The organism is Nocardioides sp. NBC_00163, assembly GCF_045206295.1.
In the GTDB taxonomy this organism is placed as follows: domain Bacteria; phylum Actinomycetota; class Actinomycetes; order Propionibacteriales; family Nocardioidaceae; genus Nocardioides.
This window is the reverse complement of the sequence record NZ_CP108155.1, coordinates 103,355-125,591: the sequence shown is the minus strand read 5'-3', so window position 1 is coordinate 125,591 and position 22,237 is coordinate 103,355. Positions and strand designations below refer to the sequence as shown.

The 22,237-nt window shown below is 69.5% G+C and carries 20 protein-coding genes; 10 read left to right on the top strand and 10 right to left on the bottom strand.

Annotated elements, in window-relative coordinates; translation table 11 throughout:
- Positions 1–15: 15 nt before the first annotated feature.
- Genes OG801_RS00640 through OG801_RS00625 form a run of 4 tightly spaced genes read right to left on the bottom strand, consistent with a single transcriptional unit; the run spans position 16 to position 5,688 of the window.
- On the bottom strand, positions 16–1,260 hold the full coding sequence (locus OG801_RS00640) for a hypothetical protein (RefSeq protein ID WP_406032883.1): 1,245 nt from the start codon (positions 1,258–1,260) through the stop codon (positions 16–18).
- Positions 1,257–2,840: a succinic semialdehyde dehydrogenase gene (locus OG801_RS00635; RefSeq protein WP_406032881.1), complete on the bottom strand. Its 1,584-nt coding sequence runs from the start codon at positions 2,838–2,840 to the stop codon at positions 1,257–1,259. Before OG801_RS00635 ends, OG801_RS00640 begins: the two co-directional genes overlap by 4 nt.
- Positions 2,841–2,899: 59 nt before the next feature.
- Complete coding sequence (locus OG801_RS00630) at positions 2,900–4,522, bottom strand: GMC family oxidoreductase (RefSeq protein ID WP_406032879.1); 1,623 nt, start codon at positions 4,520–4,522, stop codon at positions 2,900–2,902.
- A gap of 2 nt (positions 4,523–4,524) precedes the next feature.
- On the bottom strand, positions 4,525–5,688 hold the full coding sequence (locus tag OG801_RS00625; protein WP_406032877.1) for a steroid 3-ketoacyl-CoA thiolase: 1,164 nt from the start codon (positions 5,686–5,688) through the stop codon (positions 4,525–4,527).
- 199 nt (positions 5,689–5,887) lie between these two features.
- Here OG801_RS00625 and OG801_RS00620 point away from each other — a divergent pair, with 199 nt between their 5' ends.
- Positions 5,888–7,111 (top strand): cytochrome P450, encoded by a 1,224-nt coding sequence (locus OG801_RS00620; protein ID WP_406032875.1) that lies wholly within the window; start codon positions 5,888–5,890, stop codon positions 7,109–7,111.
- On the opposite strand, the gene OG801_RS00615 is transcribed toward OG801_RS00620, so the two are convergent.
- From OG801_RS00615 to OG801_RS00595, 5 genes are all read right to left on the bottom strand, one after another.
- The gene (locus tag OG801_RS00615; RefSeq protein WP_406032873.1) at positions 7,102–7,608 is read right to left on the bottom strand and encodes a GNAT family N-acetyltransferase; all 507 of its coding nucleotides are present in this window, start codon (positions 7,606–7,608) and stop codon (positions 7,102–7,104) included. The two genes, OG801_RS00620 and OG801_RS00615, sit on opposite strands and share 10 nt — an antisense overlap.
- A 5-nt stretch (positions 7,609–7,613) precedes the next feature.
- Positions 7,614–8,015, bottom strand: a complete 402-nt coding sequence (locus OG801_RS00610; protein WP_406032871.1) for an HIT family protein — start codon at positions 8,013–8,015, stop codon at positions 7,614–7,616.
- A gap of 149 nt (positions 8,016–8,164) precedes the next feature.
- A complete protein-coding gene (locus tag OG801_RS00605) occupies positions 8,165–9,328 on the bottom strand; it encodes a thiolase domain-containing protein (protein WP_406032869.1) in 1,164 nt (387 codons plus the stop codon).
- The gene (locus OG801_RS00600; protein ID WP_406032867.1) at positions 9,325–10,395 is read right to left on the bottom strand and encodes a thiolase domain-containing protein; all 1,071 of its coding nucleotides are present in this window, start codon (positions 10,393–10,395) and stop codon (positions 9,325–9,327) included. Before OG801_RS00600 ends, OG801_RS00605 begins: the two co-directional genes overlap by 4 nt.
- Before the next feature lie 10 nt (positions 10,396–10,405).
- Positions 10,406–11,356: a Zn-ribbon domain-containing OB-fold protein gene (locus OG801_RS00595; protein WP_406032865.1), complete on the bottom strand. Its 951-nt coding sequence runs from the start codon at positions 11,354–11,356 to the stop codon at positions 10,406–10,408.
- A 61-nt stretch (positions 11,357–11,417) separates the two neighbouring features.
- On the opposite strand from OG801_RS00595, the gene OG801_RS00590 reads away from it, so the two are divergent.
- From OG801_RS00590 to OG801_RS00565, 6 genes are all read left to right on the top strand, one after another.
- The gene (locus OG801_RS00590) at positions 11,418–12,467 is read left to right on the top strand and encodes an LLM class F420-dependent oxidoreductase (protein ID WP_406032863.1); all 1,050 of its coding nucleotides are present in this window, start codon (positions 11,418–11,420) and stop codon (positions 12,465–12,467) included.
- A 31-nt stretch (positions 12,468–12,498) separates the two neighbouring features.
- Complete coding sequence (locus OG801_RS00585) at positions 12,499–13,356, top strand: SDR family oxidoreductase (RefSeq protein WP_406032861.1); 858 nt, start codon at positions 12,499–12,501, stop codon at positions 13,354–13,356.
- Entirely contained in the window at positions 13,353–14,600 is a 1,248-nt protein-coding gene (locus OG801_RS00580) for an NADH:flavin oxidoreductase (RefSeq protein WP_406032859.1), read from the top strand. Before OG801_RS00585 ends, OG801_RS00580 begins: the two co-directional genes overlap by 4 nt.
- A gap of 14 nt (positions 14,601–14,614) precedes the next feature.
- On the top strand, positions 14,615–15,331 hold the full coding sequence (locus OG801_RS00575; RefSeq protein ID WP_406032857.1) for a PaaI family thioesterase: 717 nt from the start codon (positions 14,615–14,617) through the stop codon (positions 15,329–15,331).
- 68 nt (positions 15,332–15,399) lie between these two features.
- A complete protein-coding gene (gene fadD8 / locus OG801_RS00570; protein WP_406032855.1) occupies positions 15,400–16,980 on the top strand; it encodes a fatty-acid--CoA ligase FadD8 in 1,581 nt (526 codons plus the stop codon).
- Positions 16,980–17,609, top strand: coding sequence for a cytochrome b/b6 domain-containing protein (locus OG801_RS00565; protein WP_406032854.1), 630 nt, complete (start codon positions 16,980–16,982; stop codon positions 17,607–17,609). The genes fadD8 and OG801_RS00565 overlap by 1 nt, the downstream gene beginning before the upstream one ends.
- A gap of 7 nt (positions 17,610–17,616) precedes the next feature.
- Here OG801_RS00565 and OG801_RS00560 read toward each other — a convergent pair whose 3' ends face one another.
- Complete coding sequence (locus OG801_RS00560) at positions 17,617–18,420, bottom strand: crotonase/enoyl-CoA hydratase family protein (RefSeq protein WP_406032852.1); 804 nt, start codon at positions 18,418–18,420, stop codon at positions 17,617–17,619.
- 48 nt (positions 18,421–18,468) lie between these two features.
- Between OG801_RS00560 and OG801_RS00555 the strand changes: the two genes are divergently transcribed.
- From OG801_RS00555 to OG801_RS00545, 3 genes are all read left to right on the top strand, one after another.
- Positions 18,469–20,133 carry an acyl-CoA synthetase gene (locus tag OG801_RS00555; protein WP_406032851.1) on the top strand — a complete coding sequence of 555 codons (1,665 nt, stop codon included), beginning with the start codon at positions 18,469–18,471 and terminating at the stop codon, positions 20,131–20,133.
- Positions 20,130–21,239 (top strand): NAD(P)H-dependent flavin oxidoreductase, encoded by a 1,110-nt coding sequence (locus OG801_RS00550; protein WP_406032849.1) that lies wholly within the window; start codon positions 20,130–20,132, stop codon positions 21,237–21,239. The genes OG801_RS00555 and OG801_RS00550 overlap by 4 nt, the downstream gene beginning before the upstream one ends.
- Before the next feature lie 170 nt (positions 21,240–21,409).
- Positions 21,410–22,237, top strand: a complete 828-nt coding sequence (locus OG801_RS00545; protein WP_406032847.1) for an alpha/beta fold hydrolase — start codon at positions 21,410–21,412, stop codon at positions 22,235–22,237.

The window sequence follows — 22,237 nt, the reverse complement described above, 5'->3', positions numbered from 1 at the left end:
CCTCAGACAGGACGATCAGACGGGCGTGATCGGCAGCGACCGGCGCGGCGCGAAGGCGAAGTCCGCGCCGGTGCTGAACCTCACCACCGCGACCTCGTTGGCCTCGGGAGCGGGTTCGGTGCGGCGTACGACCTCGACCCGCCAGCCGCCCTCGACCGCACCGACCTCGACGTCGAGGTGAGGGTCGAGGGCCTGCACCGCGGCCCGGAGCGGAACGAGCCATTCCGGCCCGATCAGCGAGACCCACGCGCCGTCCTCGTCGGCGGCCGAAGGGCGGACGGTCAGCGCGTCGGCCTCCACATCGACCGAGACGTACGCAGCGGGGTTGAGCATCGGATGGAGCGCGAGCAGCCGCAGGGCGCCCTTGGGGTCCGGCTGCAGGGAGAGCGCCCGGGCGAGGCGTGAGCCGGCGATGCCGGCGACCCCGACCAGCTGCTTGCGGCGGATCTCGACGAGCTGCTCGGGCGACGTCACCCGGGACTCCAGCGCGAGGGTGAAGCCGCGGTCGAGCAGGGCCATCTGCAGGCAGACCTCGTCGGCGATGCGCACCAGCGCTGAGTGGGAGAAACCGGCCAGGTCGAGGTCGGAGACCAGCGGTCCGGCGTAGTCGGCGGCACCGTCCTCGGACGGATCGATCGGCGCCAGCTCGAGCCGCGCCGCGCGGGAGCGCTCGTTGACGGCCAGCTCGGGGATCGCCACCGCCTCGGGATGGGCGTCGTCGATGGTCACCGTCCAGCGGCAGTGGGGCGTGCGGCCGGCCGGCACTCTCGGCGGCCGGTGGACCGGGCGCACCTGGGCCCGGGGGTGGGTCGCGATGGCGGTGGCGTCGAAGGTGGGGTCCTCGATGTCGTGGCACATCCCGCGGACGTACTCCTCGCCCATCGGCTCGACGTCCATCAGCGCACCGCAGTGGTCGAGGTGGAACTCGCCGTGGCGGGCGTCGTGGACGGTGTAGCGGAAGTCCATGAACTGCGGCGGTGCGCCGATGTCGAGCTGGAGGCCCTTGAAGATCGTCGGTACGTCACCCTGCCCGGCTACCGCCGGCGCGTAGCCCAGCGCGGTCTGCATCCGCCGGGTGTAGATCGGCGAGGCGGCGGCCCACTCGACGATCGCGATCCGGAGCATCTCCTCGCGCCCGAAGGCGGAGATGCACCACGCCATCCCGGAGCGGTCGATCAGCTGGCCGATCAGGAGGAGCTCGCGGACGAGCTCGGCGAGCTCCTCCCGGGTCAGCTCGGCGTAGCGGGAGACGGGAGTCAACGGATGTGGAGCTTCCGCATCCAGCGCAGCGACGCCTGCATCTGCTTGGCGTAGTCGTCGAAGGTCTGCTTGCCCTGCGGCCCCATGACCTGCTTCTTCAGGGTCGCGACGTTCTGGGTCTCGGTGTACTTCAGCAGCCCCTGGTCACCGTGACGGGCACCGACACCGGACTGCTTCATGCCGCCCGAGGGGGTGGACTTCGAGGCGTACGCCGTGGCGAGGCCGTCGTTGATGTTGACGTTGCCCGACTCGATCCGTGCCGCGATCGCCTGGGCGCGCTTGAAGTTCGTGGTCCACACCGAGGCGTTGAGCCCGTATTCGGTGTCGTTGGCCAGCTCGATCGCCTCCTCGAGGGTCGAGTAGCGGTGCAGCGAGACCACCGGCCCGAACGTCTCGGTCACCCCGTGGAGCATCTCCTTCGTGGTGCCCTCCAGGATCGTCGGCTCGAAGAAGGTCGGCCCGATGTCGGGACGCGCCTTGCCGCCGGTCAGCACGGTGGCGCCCTTGGCGACCGCGTCCTCGACGTGCGACTGCACCCGCGCCAGATGGTCGGGGGAGACCAGCGCCCCGAGGTCGGGGCCGAAGGCGTACGCCGCCTCGATCCGCATCCTTTCGACGGCGGCGACGAACTTGGCGCGGAACTCGTCGTACATCGCCTCGGGGATGTAGATCCGCTCGATGTGCATGCAGATCTGGCCGGTGTTGCCGAAGACGGCGAACATCGAGCCGCCGACGGTCTCGTCGATGTCGGCGTCGTCGAGGACGATCATCGGGTTCTTACCGCCGAGCTCGAGGCAGGCGCCGATCAGGTTGCGCCCGGCCTGCTCGCCGATCACCCGGCCGGTCGCGGTCGAGCCGGTGAACATCGCGTAGTCGACGTTGTCCAGCATCGTCGGGCCCACATCCGGGCCCTCGCCGCAGACCACCTGGAACAGGCCCTTCGGCAGGCCTGCCTCCTCGAGCAGCGAGATCCCGAACAGCGGGGAGAGCGCCGTCTTGTTGTCGGGCTTGAGGAGCACCGCGTTGCCGGCCATGAGCGCCGGGATCGCGTCGGAGAGACCGGTCGCGAACGGGAAGTTCCACGGCGCGATGATCCCGACCAGACCACGCGGCGGGTGGCGCTCGATCGAGCTCGACAGCACCGGCATCACGCCCGGGCGCTTCTTGTCCTTGAGCAGCTTCGGCGCCCGCTTGAGGTAGTGCGAGATCACCATCGGCGGGTCGCAGACCTCCTCGAAGGCGATCCGCCGGGCCTTGCCCGACTCGGCCTGGATGAGGTCGGCGATCTTGTGCTGGTTGCGCAGGATCAGCTCGTGGGCGCGCTTGAAGACGGCCAGCCGCTCCCGGAGCGGGGTCGCCGCCCACGCGTGCTGGGCAGCCCGGCCGGCCTCGGCGGCCCGCTCCACGTCCGCCGGTGATGACTGCGGCAGCGCCACCAGCACCTCACCGGTGTAGACCTCGGTCAGCTTCCAGGACGCACCCGTCGAGGACGGGACCCGGGAGACCAGCTCGGCCAGCAGCTCCTCGGTGATCCAGTCGGGGCGGCGTACGTCTGCTGTCTTCGCGGTGTCAGTGCTCATGTCTGCTTCCGATCAGCGGTTGTCGAGGACGGCTCTACAGATTTTCGTCAAGGATGGCTCTACGCACTTTCGTCAAGGACGAAGGCTGCGCAACGGTCACCGATCATGACCGCGGGAGCGTTGGTGTTGCCGCCGATGATCGACGGCATGATCGAGGCGTCGGCGACCCGGAGGTCGTCGATGCCGCGTACGCGGAGCTGCGGGTCGACCACGGCCCGCTCGTCGACGCCCATCCGGCAGGAGCCGACGCCGTGGTAGATCGAGGTCGCGCGGTTGGTGACCTCGTCCTTCATGGCCTCGGCGTCGAGCGCCTTGCCGGGGTGGATCTCCGACTTGACCTGGTCGCCGAAGGCCGGGGCGGCCATGATCTCGCGGATCATCTCCACGCCCTCGAGCAGGACGCGCTTGTCGTCGGGCTCGGCGAGGTAGTTGAAGTCGATCAGCGGCTCGGCGGTCGGGTCGGCGCTGCGCAGCCGCAGCGTGCCGCGCGAGCGCGGGTAGATCAGCGACGACATCACCGTCAGCGCCGCCCGCGGGTCGACCTCGTGGCGGATCGGCGCGTCCTGGTTGGGGGAGGGATAGGCCCAGGGGAGCACGTGCAGCTGCAGGTCGGGTACGTCGGTGGCCAGCGAGGTGCGTACGAAGCCGACCGTCTCGAAGACCGTGTGGCCGAGGATCGACTTGCCGACCGTCTGCTCCTTGAGGACCGCCTTGCCGAAGTAGCCGGCGGTGCCGCGGTGCAGCGCGGTCGGCATCTCCCAGGTGGTCGGGACGAACATGTGGTCGTGCAGGTTGTCACCGACCGGCAGCTCGTGGACGGTCTGGATACCGTGCTCGGCGAGGTGGGCGGAATGACCGATTCCGGAGAGCATCAGCAGCTGCGCGGAGCCGAAGACGCCCGCGGAGACGATGACCTCCTGGGTCGCCGAGATCGTCTGCGGACCCTGCTTGGTGAGGATCTCGACGCCCTTCGCACGGCCGTTCTCGATCACGATCCTCGAGACGTGCACCTGGGTGAGCGTGGTCAGGCTCGGCAGCTCATGGTCGTGGAGGTAGCCCCGTGAGGCCGAGTAGCGCAGCCCGTCGATCGCGCTCTGCTGGAACGTCGAGACGCCCTCCTGCTCGGCGCCGTTGTAGTCGTGGAGCACCTTCACGTCGAGGGTCTCGGCGGCGGCTCGTTGGAAGGAGAGCGACGCCTCGGTCGGCCGCGGGTGCTTCATGACCTTGATCGGCCCGCCGGTGCCGCGGTAGTCGGAGGCACCGCCCTCGTAGTCCTCGACCCGCCGGTACGCCTCGTTGACCGAGTCCGCGTCCCAGCCGGTGTTGCCCTCGGCCGCCCAGGCGTCGTAGTTCGCCCGGTTGCCCCGGACCCACAGCAAGCCGTTGATGGACGAGGAGCCGCCGAGCACCTTGCCGCGCGGCTGGGGGAGCTCGCGGTTGCGGGCGTGCTGCTGGGGGACCGTGTGGTAGCCCCAGTCGACGAGCTTCTTCAATCGCGGCTCGGCGTGGAGGGGCCCGATCATGCCGGGCTTGGTCACCAGGTAGTTGCGCCTGTCGTTCTTCCCGGCCTCGAGCAGGATGACCGACTTGCCGGCCGCGGCCAGGCGGCCGGCGACGGCACAGCCGGCCGAGCCGGCGCCGACGACGACGTACTCGGCCTCGGTGAGTTTGGGCTTGGGCATGATCAGATCCTCTCGATGATCGTCGCGGTGGCCTGAGCGCCACCGGCGCACATCGAGATCAGCGCGGTGCTCGCGTCGCGGCGCTCGAGCTCGTGCAACGCCGTGGTGAGCAGGCGGGTGCCGGTGGAGCCGACCGGGTGGCCGAGCGCGATCGCGCCGCCGTTGACGTTGATCTTCTCCTCGGGGACCTGGTGCACCTGGGCCCAGGACATGACCACGCCGGCGAAAGCCTCGTTGACCTCGGCGATGTCGATGTCGCCGATCGTCATCCCGGTGTCCTTCAGCGCCTTCTCGGTCGCCTGGACGGGGCCGTCGAGGTGGTAGTAGGGGTCGGATCCGACCAGGTTGGAGGTGACGATCCGCGCCCGAGCCTTCAGCCCGAGCGAGGCGGCGACCGCGGAGTCCATCAGCAGCAGCGCCGAGGCGCCGTCGGAGATCTGCGAGGAGGTGCCGGCGGTGTGGGTGCCACCCTCGAGCACCGGGCTGAGCCCGGCCAGCTTCTCGAGCGAGGTGTCGCGGATGCCCTGGTCCTCGGTGACGGTGCGTACCGAGTCGGTGGGCTTGCCCTCGTCGTCGAGCATGGGGGCTTCGACGGCGAAGATCTGGCTCTTGAAGTGCCCGGCGTCGCGCGCCTGGCGCGCCTTGACCTGCGACCAGAGCCCGAACTCGTCGACCTCGTTGCGGGAGAACCCGCGGTTCTTGACGATCCGGTCGGCGCCCTCGAACTGGTTGGGCAGATCGATGTTCCAGTCTGCGGGACGTGGATCGCCGGCGCCCTTGGGCACGTTGGCGCCCAGCGGGATGCGTGACATCGACTCGATGCCGCAGGCGATGCCGACCTTGATCTGGTCGGAGGCGATCATCGCGTTGATCAGGTGCGTGGCCTGCTGGGCCGAGGAGCACTGCGCGTCGATGACCGTGGACCCGGTGTGGATCGGCAGCCCGGCGTGGAGCCAGGCGCGGCGGACCATGTTGTTGGACTGCTCGCCCGCCTGGGAGACGCAGCCGCCGATGACCTGATCCACCAGGTCAGGGTCGACTCCGGCGCGCTTGAGCACCTCGACCTGGGCGGCGCCGAGCAGAACGCCCGGGTGCAGGCCCGCGAGCCAGCCCGTGCGCTTGCCGATGGGGGTACGGACGGCTTCGACGATGACGGGCGTGCCCATGGAACCTCGCTCTTCGGGGGTTTCGACAAGTCGCTGGTGCGCGGGCGCGCACCGTCACGCCTGATGACGTGACACCGGTTACACTCGATTGTTCCAAAGTAGAACGTGTTCTCGTTTGGCGCAACCCTTGTGTGATGCTGGGCACTGTGTGAACATAAACTAGAACGTGTTACAGAAAAGACCTCGAAGGAGCACACCCGTGACCGCTCTCCCCGTGGATTTCGATCCGACTGATCCCGTGCTCAACGAGGAGCGCGTCCCGCTCCAGGAGTTTCTCGAGCTCCGCAAGACCGCCCCGGTGTGGTGGGTAGAGCAGACGCCCGAGGCACGCGCGGGCTTCCTCGACACCGGGTTCTGGGCGGTGAGCAAGCACGAGGACATCCTTGCCGTCTCCAAGGACAGCGAGAACTTCGGCACCAACGAGAACGGCGTGATCATCCGGTTCGCGCCCGACATGACCCGCGAGCAGGTCGAGCTGCAGCGCGCGATGCTGATCCACCACGATGCGCCCGACCACACCAAGCTGCGCCAGATCATCAGCCGCGGGTTCACCCCGCGGGCGATCAACGCTCTCAAGGACCGTCTGGTCGAGCGGGCCCACAGCATCGTCGACGACGCGCTGGCCAAGGGCGAGGGTGACTTCGTCGCCGAGGTCGCCGCCGAGCTCCCGCTCCAGGCGATCGCCGAACTCCTCGGCGTCCCGCAGGAGGACCGGCGCAAGCTCTTCGACTGGTCCAACCAGATGCTCGCCTACGACGACCCGGAGTACAACGCGGACCCCGAGGCCGCCTCCATCGAGATCTTGACGTACGCGATGACGCTGGCCGCCGAGCGCAAGGCGGACCCCAAGGACGACATCATCTCCAAGCTCGTCAACGCCGAGCTGGAGGGCGGGGCGCTGGGCGATGACGAGTTCGGCTTCTTCGTCATCCTGCTCGCGGTCGCCGGCAACGAGACCACCCGCAACGCGATCTCCCACGGCATGCAGGCCTTCTTCGACAACCCCGACCAGTGGGAGCTGTGGAAGAAGGAGCGCCCCGACACGATGGTCGACGAGGTGATCCGCTGGGCCACCCCGGTCACCGTCTTCCAGCGTACGGCGCTCAACGACGTCGAGGTCGGCGGCCAGCTGGTCAAGAAGGGCCAGCGCGTCGGCATCTTCTACGCCTCGGGCAACCATGACGAGGACGTCTTCGACGACCCCGACACCTTCGACATCACCCGCGAGCACAACCCCCACCTCGCCTTCGGTGGCCACGGCGCCCACTACTGCATCGGCGCCAACCTCGCCCGGATGGAGGTGCGGATCATGTTCGACGTGATCGCCGACCGGATGCCCGACCTGAAGCCCAACGGCGCACCGCGCCGCCTGCGTCACGCATGGATCAACGGCATCAAGGAGCTTCCGGTCACCTACGCCTGACCAGGGACCTTCACATTGGAGAAGTGGGGCCGGCGAAACGGATAATTCGCCGGCACCCACTTCTTCAGCGCTTCGAAAGCCACCTCGTAGAGCCCCTGCTCGTAGGCCTCGGTGGTCACCCACCAGCTGACGTCGACGTCGTACGCGGCCAGTTCCTCGCTCAGCTCCTGCCGGACGCCCAGCGGATAGAGGTAGGCACACCCGACGTAGCCCAGCGTGGGCGTCTCCAGGACGTAGGAGAACGACTTGTTCTCCTTCCACTCGCCCTCGTGCCAGACCAGGTCGATGTAGTCGTCCTCCTCCGACGTCAGCCCGTCCGGCCACCCGCCACCCCGGGTCGCGTTGATGATTTCGCGGTCGGCGTTGATGGCGCGTACGTCATCGGCCAGGCACTCGCGCGACAGTGGCCGCGCCGTCAGGTCGCCGTGGGTGAGCACCCGCGGCCCCTCGAACCCGTCCGGGACGACCAGCAGCTTGCTCAGTCCTGCGTAGCTCATGTCCCTCACCTGAGCTCGCCGGTGAGCTGCTTGGCGAGCGTCGAGCGGATCGCGAGCCCGATACGGTCCCTCTCGGTCGCCGGAATCTGCTCGTCCTCGGGGACGTCGAGGTAGCCGAAGACCTTCGGCCCCGTCCGGTCCTCGGGCTGGTCCGGCATCCGCGGGACCAGGTGGACATGCAGGTGGTGGTGTCCCGGTGTCTCGGAGAACTGCATGACGTAGGTCTTCTCGCACTGGGTCAGGGTGCGCAGCGCCTGCGAGAGCTGCCCGAGAAGTGTGCCCAGTTCCGCATGCCCCTCGGCATCCAGCGCATCGAGGGCGGTCACGTGCTCGCGGGCGACCAGGACGAGCCAGCCGGGCAGTGACGTGTTGAGCGCATGCGCCGCCCGCCAGTGCTTGGTCGTCACGATCGATCCGCGAGGCGTATCAGCCTCGCTCTCTGCGATGGCACAGGTCTGGCATTCCATGCCGATTCACGTTAGCCGATGCACACGGTCGTTACGGATGTGACGGATGAGGCGCCTCATCCGTCACATCCGTAACCATTGTGTGCGGCTCAGTTGGAGGGTGGCGTGTCGCCCACGACCCACATCGAGAAGAACTGCGACCCGCCGCCGTAGGCGTGTCCGAGCGCTCGGCGGGCGCCGTCGACCTGGTGCTCGCCGGCCCGGCCCCTGACCTGCAGGGCGGCCTCGGCGAAGCGGAGCATGCCGGAGGCGCCGATGGGGTTGGAGGAGAGCACGCCGCCGCTCATGTTGACCGGGAGGCTGCCGCCGATGGCCGTCTCGCCGGCCTCGGTGAGCTTCCAGCCCGAGCCCTCGGCGGCGAAGCCGAGGTTCTCGAGCCACATCGGCTCGAACCAGGCGAACGGCACGTAGATCTCGGCACAGTCGATCTCGCGCGCCGGGTCGGTGATCCCGGTCGCCTTCCACAGCGCCGCCGCGGCCTCGCGGCCCGCCTGCGGGTTGACCTGGTCGCGCTCGGCGGCCGAGGTGGGCTCGGAGCGCATCACGGTCCCGTGGATCCAGGCGGGTGCCTCATACGTCTTGGCGACGTCCTCGGCGGCGATCACCATCGCGCAGGCGCCGTCGGAGGAGGGGCAGGTCTCGTCGTAGTGGATCGGGTCCCAGAGCATCTGCGACGCGAGCACCGACTCGACAGTGGTGCCCTCGTTGTGCAGGTGCGCGTAGGGGTTCTTCAGCGCGTTGTTGCGGTCCTTGGCGGCGACGATCGCGCCGATGTGCGAGGGCGCGTTGGCGCGGCGGATGTAGGAGCGTACGTGCGGAGCGAAGTAGCCGCCCGCACCGGCGTGCACCGGCATCACGAACGGGATCGGCACCGAGAGCGCCCACATCGCGTTGGACTCCGACTGCTTCTCGAAGGCGACGGTGAGGACCTTCTTGTGTACTCCGGCCTGGACCAGCGAGGAGGCGACGATCGCGGTCGAGCCGCCCACCGAGCCGGCGGTGTGAACCCGCAGCAGCGGCTTTCCGGCCGCGCCCAGCGCCTCGGCGAGGTAGAGCTCGGGCATCATCACGCCCTCGAACAGGTCCGGCGCCTTGCCGATGACGATGGCGTCGACCTCGTCGAGGGTCAACCCGGCGTCCTCGAGCGCCCGGTCCATCGCCTCGCGGCACAGCCCGGCCATCGAGACGTCCTCGCGCTTGGCGCGGTGGTGGGTCTGGCCGATCCCGATCACGGCCGCGGGAACCTTGCTCACTTGCCACTCCCGTTCTCTTGGGCTTCCATCACGCACACGAGGTTCTGCTGCAGTGCCGGACCGCTGGTCGCGTGGCCGAGCACCTTGTCGGCCGATCCATCCCAGATCCGCTTGGCGGCCTCGCCGATCCGGATCGCGCCGGCGCTGAACATCGGGTTGGCGGCGAGCGCGCCACCCGAAGGACTGATCTGTACGTCATCACCGAGTCCGAGCGCCGAGCGCAGGACGAGCTCCTGGTGGCTGAACGGCGCGTGCAGCTCGGCGACCTGGACGCCCGCGGTGCCGCCCACGGCGGTAGCTGCCCGCTGGGCCGATCCGGAGATCGTCAGGTCGCGCGTGCCGAGGTGGAGACCGTCGGAGCTGTGCGCGATGCCGGTGATCCAGGCCGGACGCTGGTTGGCGTCGTACGCCCGGTCGCCGGCGGCGAGCACGATCGCGGCCGCGCCGTCGGTCACCGGAGCGCAGTCGTGCTTGCGCAGCGGGTCGGCGAACATCGGCCGGGCGAGCAGCTCGCTCACCGAGGAGCCACCGGCCCGGACGGCGTACTCGTTCTTCTCCGCATCCGTCAGCGACCGGTTGACGACCTCGGCCAGCGCGGTCTCGTCCCAGAGTCCGGCGTCGAGCCCCAGGCGCGCCTGGAGCGCCGCCAGGGAGACGGTGTCGGGCCACAGCGGCGTCATCGTGTAGGGGTCCAGCTGCAGCGTCAGCGTCCGGCGCAGCACGCCCGCCGACGCCTTGCCGAACCCGAAGACCAGCGCGGTGTCGACCTCGCCGGTCTGGATCTTGATCCAGGCCTCGTACAGCGCCCAGGCGGCGTCCATCTCGACGTGCGACTCGTTGACCGGGGGCAGCACCCCGATCGCATCGATCGCGCTCACGAACGAGAACGACCGGCCGGCCAGATAGTCGGACGAGCCCGAGCACCAGAACCCGATGTCCTTCTTGGCCCATCCCGTCTGCTCGTAGCACTCGGCCAGGATCGGCACGAGCAGCTCGGCCATGCTCGGCGACCCGTCGAAGTCCTTCATCTGTCGCTGGGCGAACCCGACGACGGCAACGTCTCTCACTGAGCGCTCCTCACAGGTGGTGCTTGTAGCTGTCGAAGTCCGCGTCCGGCTCATCGGTCGGCGCGAAGTGGCTGATGTTCTCGATGCTGGTGCCCCACTCGTCGCGCGGCTTCCAGACCGCCTTCACCCGCATCCCCATCCGGACCTCGTCGGCCGGGATGTCCAGGATCAGGTGCTGCAGCGCGATGTCGGCGCCGTCGAGGAGGACGTACGCGGAGACGTACGGCGGCTTGATCTTCTGCCCCAGGAACGGGACGTTGACGACGCAGAACGTGGTCACCGTGCCGACGTGCGAGAGCTCGATCTCCTCCGCGGTCGGCACCCCGTCTGTCGGGCAGGCGCCCCGCGGCGGGACGTAGACCTTCCGGCACTTCGGGCACCGCTGGCCCAGGATCCGGCCCTCGGCCAGGCCGCGGAAGAACGAGGACTCCTCCGGCGAGGCCGCGTAGTGGTAGTCGAGGCTGACCGGGGTCACGATCCGGCTGACGTCCTCGCCTCCGGTGGCTGCCGGGGTGCCTGCTGGGTCGCCGCCTTCGGCCTCGAAGACGAGGTCGTTGACAGAGCCGGTGCGCTCCTCGGCCCATCTGGCTCGGACCCTCATCCCGGTCTCGATGTCGTCGGGGGAGGCGACGTCGACGGCATGCAGCCACGGGGTGTCGGCGCCGTCGATGGTGATCAGGGCGTACGCGAACGGCCTCTCGAACGGCTGGCCGGCGACGGGCTCGCTCACCCAGGTCCACGAGGTGACCGTGCCGGTGTCGGGGAGCTCGACGAACTCGGTCACGGCCCGGTGCGTGACCGGGTCGTACTCAGGGGGTGGGACCGCGACTCGGCCGTCGCCGAGCCGGCCGCCGACGATGGTGGTGTCTCGTAGTCCGGTGAGGAAGCGGCCGATCACCGGGCCTGTGGATCTGGTGTAGTCGAAGGCGACCGTCACGGGTGCCTGAAGAGTGCGACTCATGACAGAAAGTGAAACACGTTCTAGTATTGGCCACAACCTTTACGTGGTGACTAAGGAGTCGATGAGAGTGAAGTTGGGGCTACAGCTTGGCTACTGGGGAGCACAGCCACCGACCGGTGTCGGCGAGCTCGTCGCCGCCGCGGAGGAGGCCGGGTTCGACGCGATCTTCACCGCCGAGGCCTGGGGGAGCGACGCGCTCACACCGCTGGCCTGGTGGGGCCGGGAGACCTCCCGGGTCCGTCTCGGCACCTCGATCGTGCAGATGTCCGGGCGTACGCCGACGTCGATCGCGATGCACGCGCTGACTCTCGACCATCTCTCCGGTGGCCGGTTCGTCCTCGGGCTCGGCGTGAGCGGCCCGCAGGTGGTCGAGGGGTGGTACGGCCAGCCGTTCGGGAAGCCGCTGGCCCGCACCCGCGAGGTCGTCTCGATCATCCGGCAGGTGCTCGCGCGGGAGGCCCCGGTGACCAACGACGGGCCGCACTACCCGCTGCCCTTCACGGGCGAGGGCTCGGTCGGGCTCGGCAAGCCGCTCAAGCCGATCGTGCACCCGCTGCGCGCCGACATCCCGATCTGGCTCGGCGCCGAAGGCCCCAAGAACGTCGCCCAGACCGCCGAGATCGCCGACGGCTGGATCCCGATCTTCTACACCCCCAGATCCGCCCCGATGTACGCCGACTGGCTCGCCGAGGGCTTCGCGCGACCCGGGGCGCGGCGTACTGCCGACGACTTCGAGATCGCCGCGACCTGCCATCTCCAGATCGTCGCGGACGCGGAGGAGAAGCAGGCCGCGCTCGAGGCGATGAAGCCGTTCGCGGCCCTCTACATGGGCGGCATGGGCGCCAAGGAGCAGAACTTCCACAACCAGGTCTTCGAGCGGATGGGCTACGCCGAGCTCGCCGGGCAGGTCCAGGCGCTCTACCTGACCGGCGACAAGACCCAGGCCACCGCCCTCATCCCCGACGAGCTCGTCGACGACCTGCACATCATCGGCACCGAGGGCGAGGTACGCGACAAGGTGGCGCAGTGGGAGGAGACCGGTGTGACCACGCTGCTGCTGAGCCTGGGCTCGGCCGCCGACGTCCACCGCATCGCCGAGGTGCTCGGATGACGACGGCGCCCCTCTCGGGCGACGCCCGCTGATGGCGGTCTACGCCGTCACCGGATCGGCCTCGGGCATGGGAGCCGCGGTGGTCGAACGGCTCCTCGCCGCCGGAGACCGGGTCGTGACCGTCGACATCGCCGAGGCGGATGTCGTTGCCGACCTGTCGACACCGGAGGGCCGCCGCGACGCCACCGAGAAGGTGCTCGCCGCCTGTGGTGGCCGGCTCGACGGCGCGGTGCTCGCGGCCGGGCTGGGGCCGGCGCCGGGGCGCGACCGGCCCGCGTTGATCACGCAGGTCAACTACCTCGGCGTCGTCGAGCTCCTCGAGGGCTGGCGCGAGGCGCTCGCCGCGACCGGGAACGCCAAGGTCGTGGTCTTCTCCAGCAACTCGACCACCACGATGCCGCTGATCCCGGCACGGGCGGTGGCGGCGCTGCTCGAGGGCGACGCGGAGCGGGCGCTGAAGGCGTACCGGATCTTCGGGAAGGGGGCGCCGGCGATGGCCTACGGCGCCTCGAAGGTCGCCGTGACCCGCTGGGTGCGGCGGCACGCGGTCGAGCCGGCGTGGGTGCAGGCCGGGATCCGGCTCAACGCGATCGCGCCGGGCGCGGTGCTGACGCCGCTGCTGGAGAAGCAGCTCGCGACGCCGGGGGAGGCGAAGGCGATCCGGTCGTTCCCGGTCCCGGCCGGCGGCTTCGGCGACCCGGGGCTGCTCGCCGACTGGGTGATCCACATGCTCGGCCCCGCGGCCGACTTCATGGTCGGCAGCGTCGTCGTGGTCGACGGGGGCACCGACGCCTGGTTCCGGGCAGACGACTGGCCGCGGCCGGTGCCCGGCAGGCGGCTGCGGGGCTATCTGCGCAGGATGCGCGAGTTCAGGAAGGTACGCGCATGACCGACTCCACGACCGACTTCACGACCGACCCGCTCGCTCCGGCGACGCTGGGTCCGGTGACCCTGCGCAACCGGGTGATCAAGGCGGCGACCTTCGAGGGCGCCTCACCCGGGGCGCTGGTCTCGGACCGGCTGATCGACTACCACCTCGCCGTCGCCGAGGGCGGCGTCGGGATGACCACAGTCGCCTATCTCGCGGTGGCCCCGGAGGGACGTACGCATGCCGACTGCATCTACTGGCGCCCGGAGGCGCTGGCCGGGCTGCGGCGGCTGACCGAGGAGGTCCACGCGACCGGCGCCAAGATCTCGGCCCAGATCGGTCACGCCGGCCCGGTCGCCAACGCCAAGTCCAACGGGGTGCCGTCGCTGGCGCCGACGCGGTCCTTCAACGCGCTCGGGATGGCGTTCAACCGCGCCGCGACCGCGGCGGACCTCGCCCGGGTCATCGAGCAGCACGGCGCCGCGGCCAGGATGGCGGTCGAGACCGGGTTCGACGCGATCGAGGTGCACCTGGGCCACAACTACCTGCCCAGCTCGTTCCTCAGCCCGCGCCTGAACCCGCGCACCGACGAGTTCGGCGGGTCGCTGGCCAACCGGGCCTCGTTCCCGCGCCGGATCCTGGCCGCGGTGCGGGAGGCGGTGGCCGAAGCGGGTGGCGGTCAGGTCGCCGTGCTCGCCAAGATGAACATGCGCGACGGCTACCGCGGCGGGTTCGACCTTCCCGAGTCGGTCGAGTTCGCGCGCCTGCTCGAGTCCGACGGCCACCTCGACGCGCTCGAGCTCACCGGCGGCTCCTCGTTCATGAACCCGATGTATCTCTTCCGCGGCGACGCCCCCTACCGCGAGATGGCCGCCAACATGCCGCTGCACCCGATGATCAGGATGGGCATGCGAATGGTGGGGAAGGGCTTCTTCAAGGAGTACCCCTACAAGCCGCTCTACTTCCTCGACAACGCCCGCGAGTTCCGCCGCGCCCTGAGCATGCCGCTGGTCCTCCTCGGCGGGGTCACCGACCTGACCGGGATGCGGACCGCGATGGACGAGGGCTTCGAGTACGTCGCGATGGCCCGCGCGCTGCTCCGCGAGCCGGACCTCGTCAACCGGCTCCGGGCCGACCCCTCGGCCGTCTCGCGATGCACCCACTGCAACCTGTGCATGTCGACCATCTATCCGGGGACCCATTGCCACCTCGACGCCGAGCACGTCTACGGTGAGGCTCACCCGATCCTGCTGCCCCCATCCTGAACGCGAGGCCCCAGATGTCCATGCACTACGGACGTGCCACCCACCCGAAGGCCCCAGCCGGATACGTCCATGACGACATGACCAAGGCCGAGATCAAGGAGCGGGAGGCCACCCTGGTCCCGCTGACCGACTCGGTGCGCCGGCTCGTCGACGCCGTCGTGCGCACCCAGGTCGCGGACTCGGTCCTCGACGACGTACGCCGCCGGGTCGAGGCGCTGACCGAAGAGCTGCTCGCCGAGGCGCTGCCTGGGCCGCACGGGGTCCGGTTCGGGGCGGACGGCGGCTTCCGCAACTACGGCAACCCGGTGGTCGGGAAGGGGAACGCCTTCGCCCCGCCGCTGGCGGTCCAGCGCGACGGCGAGGACGTCTGGGCCGACTTCGAGCTCGGGCCGGCGTACGAGGGTCCGCCCGGACTGGTCCATGGCGGTGTGTCTGCGCTGATCCTGGACCAGTTGCTCGGCGAGGCCGCCTCGGCGGGTGGTCGCCCCGGGATGACCGGCACCTTGACGATCGTCTACAAGCAGGGGACACCCCTGGGGCCGCTGCGGGGTGAGGCGCGGATCGCATCGACCGAGGGCGTGAAGGCGGTCGTACGCGGCCGGCTGCTGACCCGGCCGGCCGACGGCTCCGAGCCGGTGCTGTGCGTCGAGGCCGAGGGCATCTTCATCCTGCCGCGCTGGGCCCGCGAGGCGATGGCCGCCGTCGACCGGGACCACGTCGGCGACGCCTGAATCGACTCTCGCCGCAGCAGCCTCCAACGGGGCTAGAACACGTTCTAGTTTCGCGGTAAGGTGCGGGCATGGATACCAGCCGCATCGGTCCCCACAACGGTCATCTGATGGTCTCGGCGCTCGAGCGCCACAAGAACCGTCCGATCATCCATCTCGGCGACGTCAGCCTGACCGGGTCGGAGGTGGCGGCGCGGATCAGTCAGTACGTCCAGGCCTTCGAGGCGCTCGGCGCCGGCACCGGCTCGGCGACCGCGCTGCTCGCGCTCAACCGCCCCGAGGTGCTCTTCATCCTCGGCGCCGGCCAGACCCAGGGATTCCAGCGCACGGCGCTGCACCCGCTGGGCAGCGCGGAGGACCAGGCGTACGTCATCAACGATGCCGGGATCACCGGTCTGATCATCGACCCCTACTTCGCCGACCGCGCGGTCGAGCTGCTGGAGATGTGCCCGGGGCTGAAGCGGGTGCTGACCATCGGGCCGGTCCCGCCGCAGCTGGCGGATGTCGGCGTCGATCTCGTCGCCGCCGCGGAGACCTACCCGGTCGAGCCGCTCGCTGCGAGGCTGCTCCCGCCGAACCACGTCACCTCGATCACCTACACCGGCGGCACGACCGGGAAGCCGAAGGGCGTGATCGGGCTGTCCGGGTCGTTCGCGACGATGACCCAGGTGCAGCTCTCGGAGTGGGAGTGGCCCGAGGCGCCCCGGTTCCTGATGTGCACACCGCTCTCGCACGCCGGTGCCGCCTTCTTCGTGCCCGTCGTGATCAAGGGCGGCACCCTCTTCGTGATGCCGAGGTTCGACCCCGCCGCCGTCCTGGAGACCATCGAGCGCGAGCGGATCTCCTCGCTGATGGTGGTCCCGACGATGCTGTACGCGCTTCTCGACCACCCGGACTCCCGCACCCGCGACCTGTCCTCGCTCGAGACCGTCTACTACGGCGCCTCCGCGATCAACCCGGTGCGCCTGGCGGAGGCGATCGAGCGGTTCGGGCCGATCTTCGCGCAGTACTACGGCCAGTCCGAGGCGCCGATGGCGATCACCTACTTCGCCAAGGGCGACCACGTCGACCCCGACGGGAAGCCGCTCACCCATCGGCTCACCTCCTGCGGCCGGCCGTCCGCGCTGGTCCGTACGGCCCTGCTCGGTGCGGACGGCCAGCCGGTCGCTCCTGGCGAGCCCGGCGAGATCTGCGTCGCCGGACCGCTGCTCTCCGGTGGCTACTGGCAGCTGCCCGAGGTCACCGCCGAAACCTTCCGGGACGGCTGGATGCACACCGGCGACGTCGCCCGGGAGGACGAGGACGGCTTCTGGTACATCGTCGACCGCACGAAGGACATGATCGTCACCGGCGGCTTCAACGTCTTCCCCCGCGAGGTCGAAGACGTCATCGCGACCCATCCCGCGGTCGCCCAGGTCGCCGTCATCGGCACCCCGCACGAGAAGTTCGGCGAGGCCGTCACCGCCGTGGTCGTCCCCCGCCCCGACGCCGTCCTCTCGGACGAGGTCGTCGCCGAGATCCAGGCCCTGGTCAAGGAGCGGAAGGGATCCGTCCATGCACCCAAGTCGGTCATCGAGATCGACGCGATCCCGATGACCGCCCTCGGCAAGCCGGACAAGAAGGCCCTCCGCGCGCGCTACGCTGCCTCCTGATGTCAGGCACGTCGGCAACGGGCTATGGGGTCGTCGCCAAGACCCTTCACTGGCTGACGGTCGCCGCCTTCGGGATGCAGTTCGTGGTCGGCTATGCCATGTCGACAGAGACCGACTGCGACCCGCCGGGGGAGGACCGCAGCGGCGGTGACACCTCCGACGCGGAGGAGGAGCGGATCGACCGCCTCGAGGAAGCCTGCGAGGCCCGGGTCGGCGACGAGGGCTCGCTCGACACCGCCTGGGCCGACCTGTGGGGCGGCGGCATCGGTGTGGACGGCATCAGCCTGCCCGAGCTGCACATCCTGCTCGGCCTGGCCATCCTGCTTCTCGGCGGTCTTCGGGTCGCCTGGCGCATGATCGCCCCGCTACCCCCGTGGGACCCGCGACTCACCGCGACCGACCGACGCCTGGCCCATGTCACCGAGCGGGTGCTGCTCTCGCTGATGTTCGTCGTCCCGCTCACCGGCCTCGCGCTGGTGGCGGTCTCCGACGACCTGGTCGCGCTGCACATCGCCGCCCACATCGCGTTCTTCGTCGCGCTCGGCGCACATCTGCTGCTGGTGCTGCGGCGGGGGCTGCTTCCGCGGATGCTGCCAGGGGCTGCGTACGTCAGGAAGGGCCGCGCCTGAGGGGGTCTCAGCGTCCCTTGAACTCGGGCTTGCGCTTCTCGAGGAAGGCCTTGGGGCCCTCCTTGGCGTCCTCGGAGGCGAAAACGGCGGCACCGACCTTGGCGTCGTCGGCCCAGGCCTCCTCCTCGTGCTTGCCCTCGGACTCGCGCATGGTGCGGAGGATCGCCTGGACGGCCAGAGGCCCGTTGGCGGCGATCATGTCGGCGAGCTCGTGGGCCTTCTCGAGCGCGGTGCCGTCGGGGACGACGTGGCCGATGAGGCCGAGCTCCTTGGCCTCGGGGGCGAGCAGCGTACGTCCGGTCAGGAGCAGCTCGGCGGCGACGGTGTAGGGGATCTGGCGGGGGAGACGGACCGCGGAGCCGCCCATCGGGTAGAGCGACCAGCGGGCCTCGGCGACGCCGAACTTGGCTGACTCGCCGGCGACCCGGATGTCGGTGCCCTGCAGGATCTCGGTGCCGCCGGCGATGGCGGGGCCCTCGACGGCGGCGATCAGCGGCTTGGTGAGCCGGAAGCCCTTGAGCAGGCCCTTGATCACCGTCGGGTCGAAGCCCTCCTCGAACGACTCCGAGGGCGGCTTCTCGTCGGCCTTCTTCAGGTCCATCCCGGCACAGAAGTAGCCACTCGCGCCGGTCAGGATGCAGACCCGGATCTCGGGGTCCGAGTTCACCCGGTCCCAGGCGTCCTCCATGATCCGCAGCATCTCGGAAGAGAGGGCGTTGCGGCGCTCGGGACGGTTCATGGTGACGATGAGCTTGTGGCCGTCCTGCTCGACGATCGCGTGCGGCTGAGCAGAAGTTTCTGTGATCGGCATAACATCAGACCCTAGCGGAAAACTGAAACGTGTTCTAGTGTCGCAGTCATGGCGCTGAACCTTGCTGACCTCTTCGAACACGCCGTCGACGCCGCGCCTGCGAAGGTGTCGGTCCAAGTCGGCGACCGCAAAGTGACTTACGCAGAGCTCGAGCGTGAGTCCAACAAGCTGGCCCACTATCTGGCCGGCCAGGGGATCGGGAAGGGCGATCACGTCGGGCTCTACTCCAAGAACTCCGTCGAGCACGTCGTCGCCCTGCTCGCGATCCTCAAGATCCGTGCCGTGGCGATCAACGTGAACTATCGCTACGTCGCCGGTGAGCTGGAGTACCTCTTCGGCAACGCCGACCTCAAGGCCCTGGTCCACGACCGCGTCTACGCGCCGCTGGTCGCCGAGGTCTCCCCGAAGCTGGAGGGGCTGAAGACGTTCGTCGCCGTCGCCAACCCGCTCGAGCCCCACGACGACTCCGACCTGAGTCCGTTCGGCGGCGTCACGCTCGAGGATGCCCAGGCCGGGCAGTCCGACGCGCGAGACTTCGGCGAGCGCAGCCCCGACGACATCCACGTCATCTACACCGGCGGCACCACCGGCTTCCCCAAGGGCGTGATGTGGCGCCACGAGGATTTCTGGCGCGTGCTCGGCGGCGGCATCGACTTCATGACGGGTGTGCCCCTGGAGGAGTACGACCAGTCCAAGCAGGCCGCCGGAGGCGGGCTCATCACCCTGCCGCTCAGCCCGCTGATGCACGGCGGTGCGCAGGCGAGCCTGCTGATGCACCTCTTCGCCGGCCAGGTCACGATCCTGGAGCCGAAGTTCGACCCGGTACGCACCTGGGAGATCGTCGACCGCGAGAAGGTCCAGATGATGTTCATGACCGGTGACGCGATGGCGGTGCCGCTCATCGACGCGTACGAGGCCGGCCCCGGCAACGGGCAGAGCTTCGACGGTCAGTCGCTGTTCGCCATCGCCTCCTCGGCCGCGATCTTCTCCAAGTCGGTCAAGGAACGTTGGATGAGGGCCTTCCCGAACGCGGTGTTCACCGATTCGATCGGATCGACCGAGACCGGCTTCCAGGGCACCGGCCTGCAGGACGCCTCTGCGCTCTCGACCGACGGACCCGTGGTCACCGCGGGTGCCCACACCGCCGTGATCGGCGACGACGGCCACCCGCTCGACCTCGCCACCGACGTCGGCAAGATCGGCCGTACCGCTCGCAAGGGCCACGTGCCGGTCGGCTACTACAAGGACCCCGAGAAGTCGGCGAAGACCTTCGTGGAGATCGACGGCATCCGCTACGCGATCCCGGGGGACTACGCCCGGGTCGAGACAGACAACCGCCTCACCCTGCTCGGACGAGGCTCCAACTGCATCAACACCGGCGGCGAGAAGGTCTATCCCGAGGAGGTCGAGGCTGCCATCAAGGCGCACCCCGACGTCTACGACACGCTCGTCGTCGGGATCCCGGACGAACGCTACGGCCAGGCCGTCGCCGCGGTCGTCCAGCCGCGACCGGGCGCGACCATCGAGCTCGAGGGGCTGCGTACATTCCTGCGGGCTCACCTGTCCGGCTACAAGCTGCCGCGCGCCCTGACCATCGTCGACGAGGTGCCCCGCAACGCCACGGGCAAGGCCCAGTACCCCAAGGCCAAGGAGATCGCCCTGGCCACCCAAGCGACCGCAACAGAGCAGGACCCCGAAGGAGCAAAGGCATGATCCGTACGGCACTGTGCGAGGCGTTCGGGATCGACTACCCGATCTTCGCCTTCACCCCCTCGGAGCACGTGGCCGCGGAGGTCTCCAAGGCCGGTGGGCTGGGCGTGCTGGGCTGCGTACGCTTCAACGACGCCGAGGAGCTCGACCGCACCCTGACGTGGATGGACGAGAACACCGACGGCAAGCCCTACGGCGTCGACGTGGTCATGCCGATGAAGGTGCCGACCGAAGGCACCTCGACCGACCTGTCCGCCTACATCCCGGCGGAGCACGCCGAGTGGGTCGACAAGACGCTGCTCTCCCTCGGCGTACCGCCGCTGCCGGAGGGGGAGGGGCGCGAGGGCGTGCTCGGCTGGCTGCACTCGACCGCGCGCTCGCACGTCGACGTCGCGCTGCAGCACCGGCCGGTGCTGATCGCCAACGCGCTCGGCACCCCGCCCAACGACGTGATCGAGAAGGCCCACGAGCACGGCGTCAAGGTGGCCGCCCTCGCGGGTGCACCGAAGCACGCGGTGTCGCACGTCTCGAACGGCGTCGACATCATCGTCGCCCAGGGCTACGAGGCCGGCGGGCACACCGGAGAGATCGCCTCGATGGTGCTCCAGCCCGACATCGTCGACGCGGTCGGGCCGGACGTGCCGGTGCTGGGTGCCGGCGGGATCGGCTCGGGCCGTCAGATCGCCGCCTCGCTGGCGCTCGGTGCACAGGGCGTCTGGACCGGCTCCATCTGGCTCGGGACGAGCGAGTATCGCAACCTCAACACCCACGCCGGCTGGGAGAGTGCCTTCACCCGCGCCACCTCCGCCGACACCCGCCGGATGCGGATCTACACCGGCAAGCCCGCTCGACTGCTGAAGTCGAAGTGGACCGACGCCTGGGAGGCCGAGGGCTCGCCGGAACCGCTGCCGATGCCACTGCAGAACCTGCTCGTCTCCGACGCCCACAACCGGATCAACGCCGCCGGGGATCCCGACGTCGTCGCGATGCCGGTCGGGCAGATCGTCGGCCGGATGAACGAGGTACGCCCCGTCGCCGCGGTCATGGCCGACCTCATCGCCGAGTTCGAGGCCACCGTCAAGCGCCTGGACGCGATCGCCGAGGGATAGTCCGCAGCACCACGAAGGCGCCGGCTCGTCGACCGAGCCGGCGCCTTTCTCGTGCCGTGATTCCGTCGCGCCTTACCTCAGCGCGCTATCGCACACACTGGTCGTTGGCGCCGCTACCGCACACCACAGCCCCGCCGCAGAGACGGAAGAGGCACTGACAGGATGGCCGCGTGACGATCTCGAGCTACGTACGTGACGGACTCACCTTCGACGTGATCGACTCGGGCCCGGCCGACGGCGACCCGGTCGTGCTCCTGCACGGTTTCCCGGAGCGGGCGACCTGCTGGCGTGAGGTGTCACCGATCCTGCACGAGGCCGGCTTCCGCACGATCGCCCCGGACCAGCGCGGCTACTCGCCGGGCGCCAGGCCGCGTACGCGCCTCGGCTACGGCGCCGGCAAGCTGGTCGAGGACGTGGTGGCGCTCATCGACGAGATCGGCCGGCCGGTGCACCTGGCCGGCCACGACTGGGGGAGTGCGGTCGGTTGGGGAGTGGCGGCCAAGCGACCCGACCTGGTCCGGAGCTGGACCGCGATGTCGGTGCCGCACCCGGTTCCGTTCGCCCGGTCGATGAAAGGTCCGCAGCGGCGCAAGTCCACCTACATAGCGCTCTTCAACATCCCGCTGCTGCCCGAGCTGGTCTCCGGGCGAGGCGGCCGGATGGAGCGGATGATGCGGGGGAGCGGCTGGAACGACGAAGACGTCGAGCGCTTCCGGGAGGAGATCGTCGACTACGGCGCGCTGCCCGGTGGTCTGGGCTGGTATCGCGCCCTGCCCCTGGCCCCGCGCATCGGCCGCGTCTCGGTGCCGACGACGATGCTCTGGAGCGATGGCGACGTCGCGATCGGCCGAACGGCCCTGGAGGGCAACGAGGACTCCGTCACCGGTCCCTACGAGTTCATCGAGCTGACCGGAGTCAGCCACTGGATCCCCATCAAGGCGCCGCAGGCGGCTGCCGACGCGATCCTCTCGACCATCGCCAGGGCGAGTCGGTCGTGA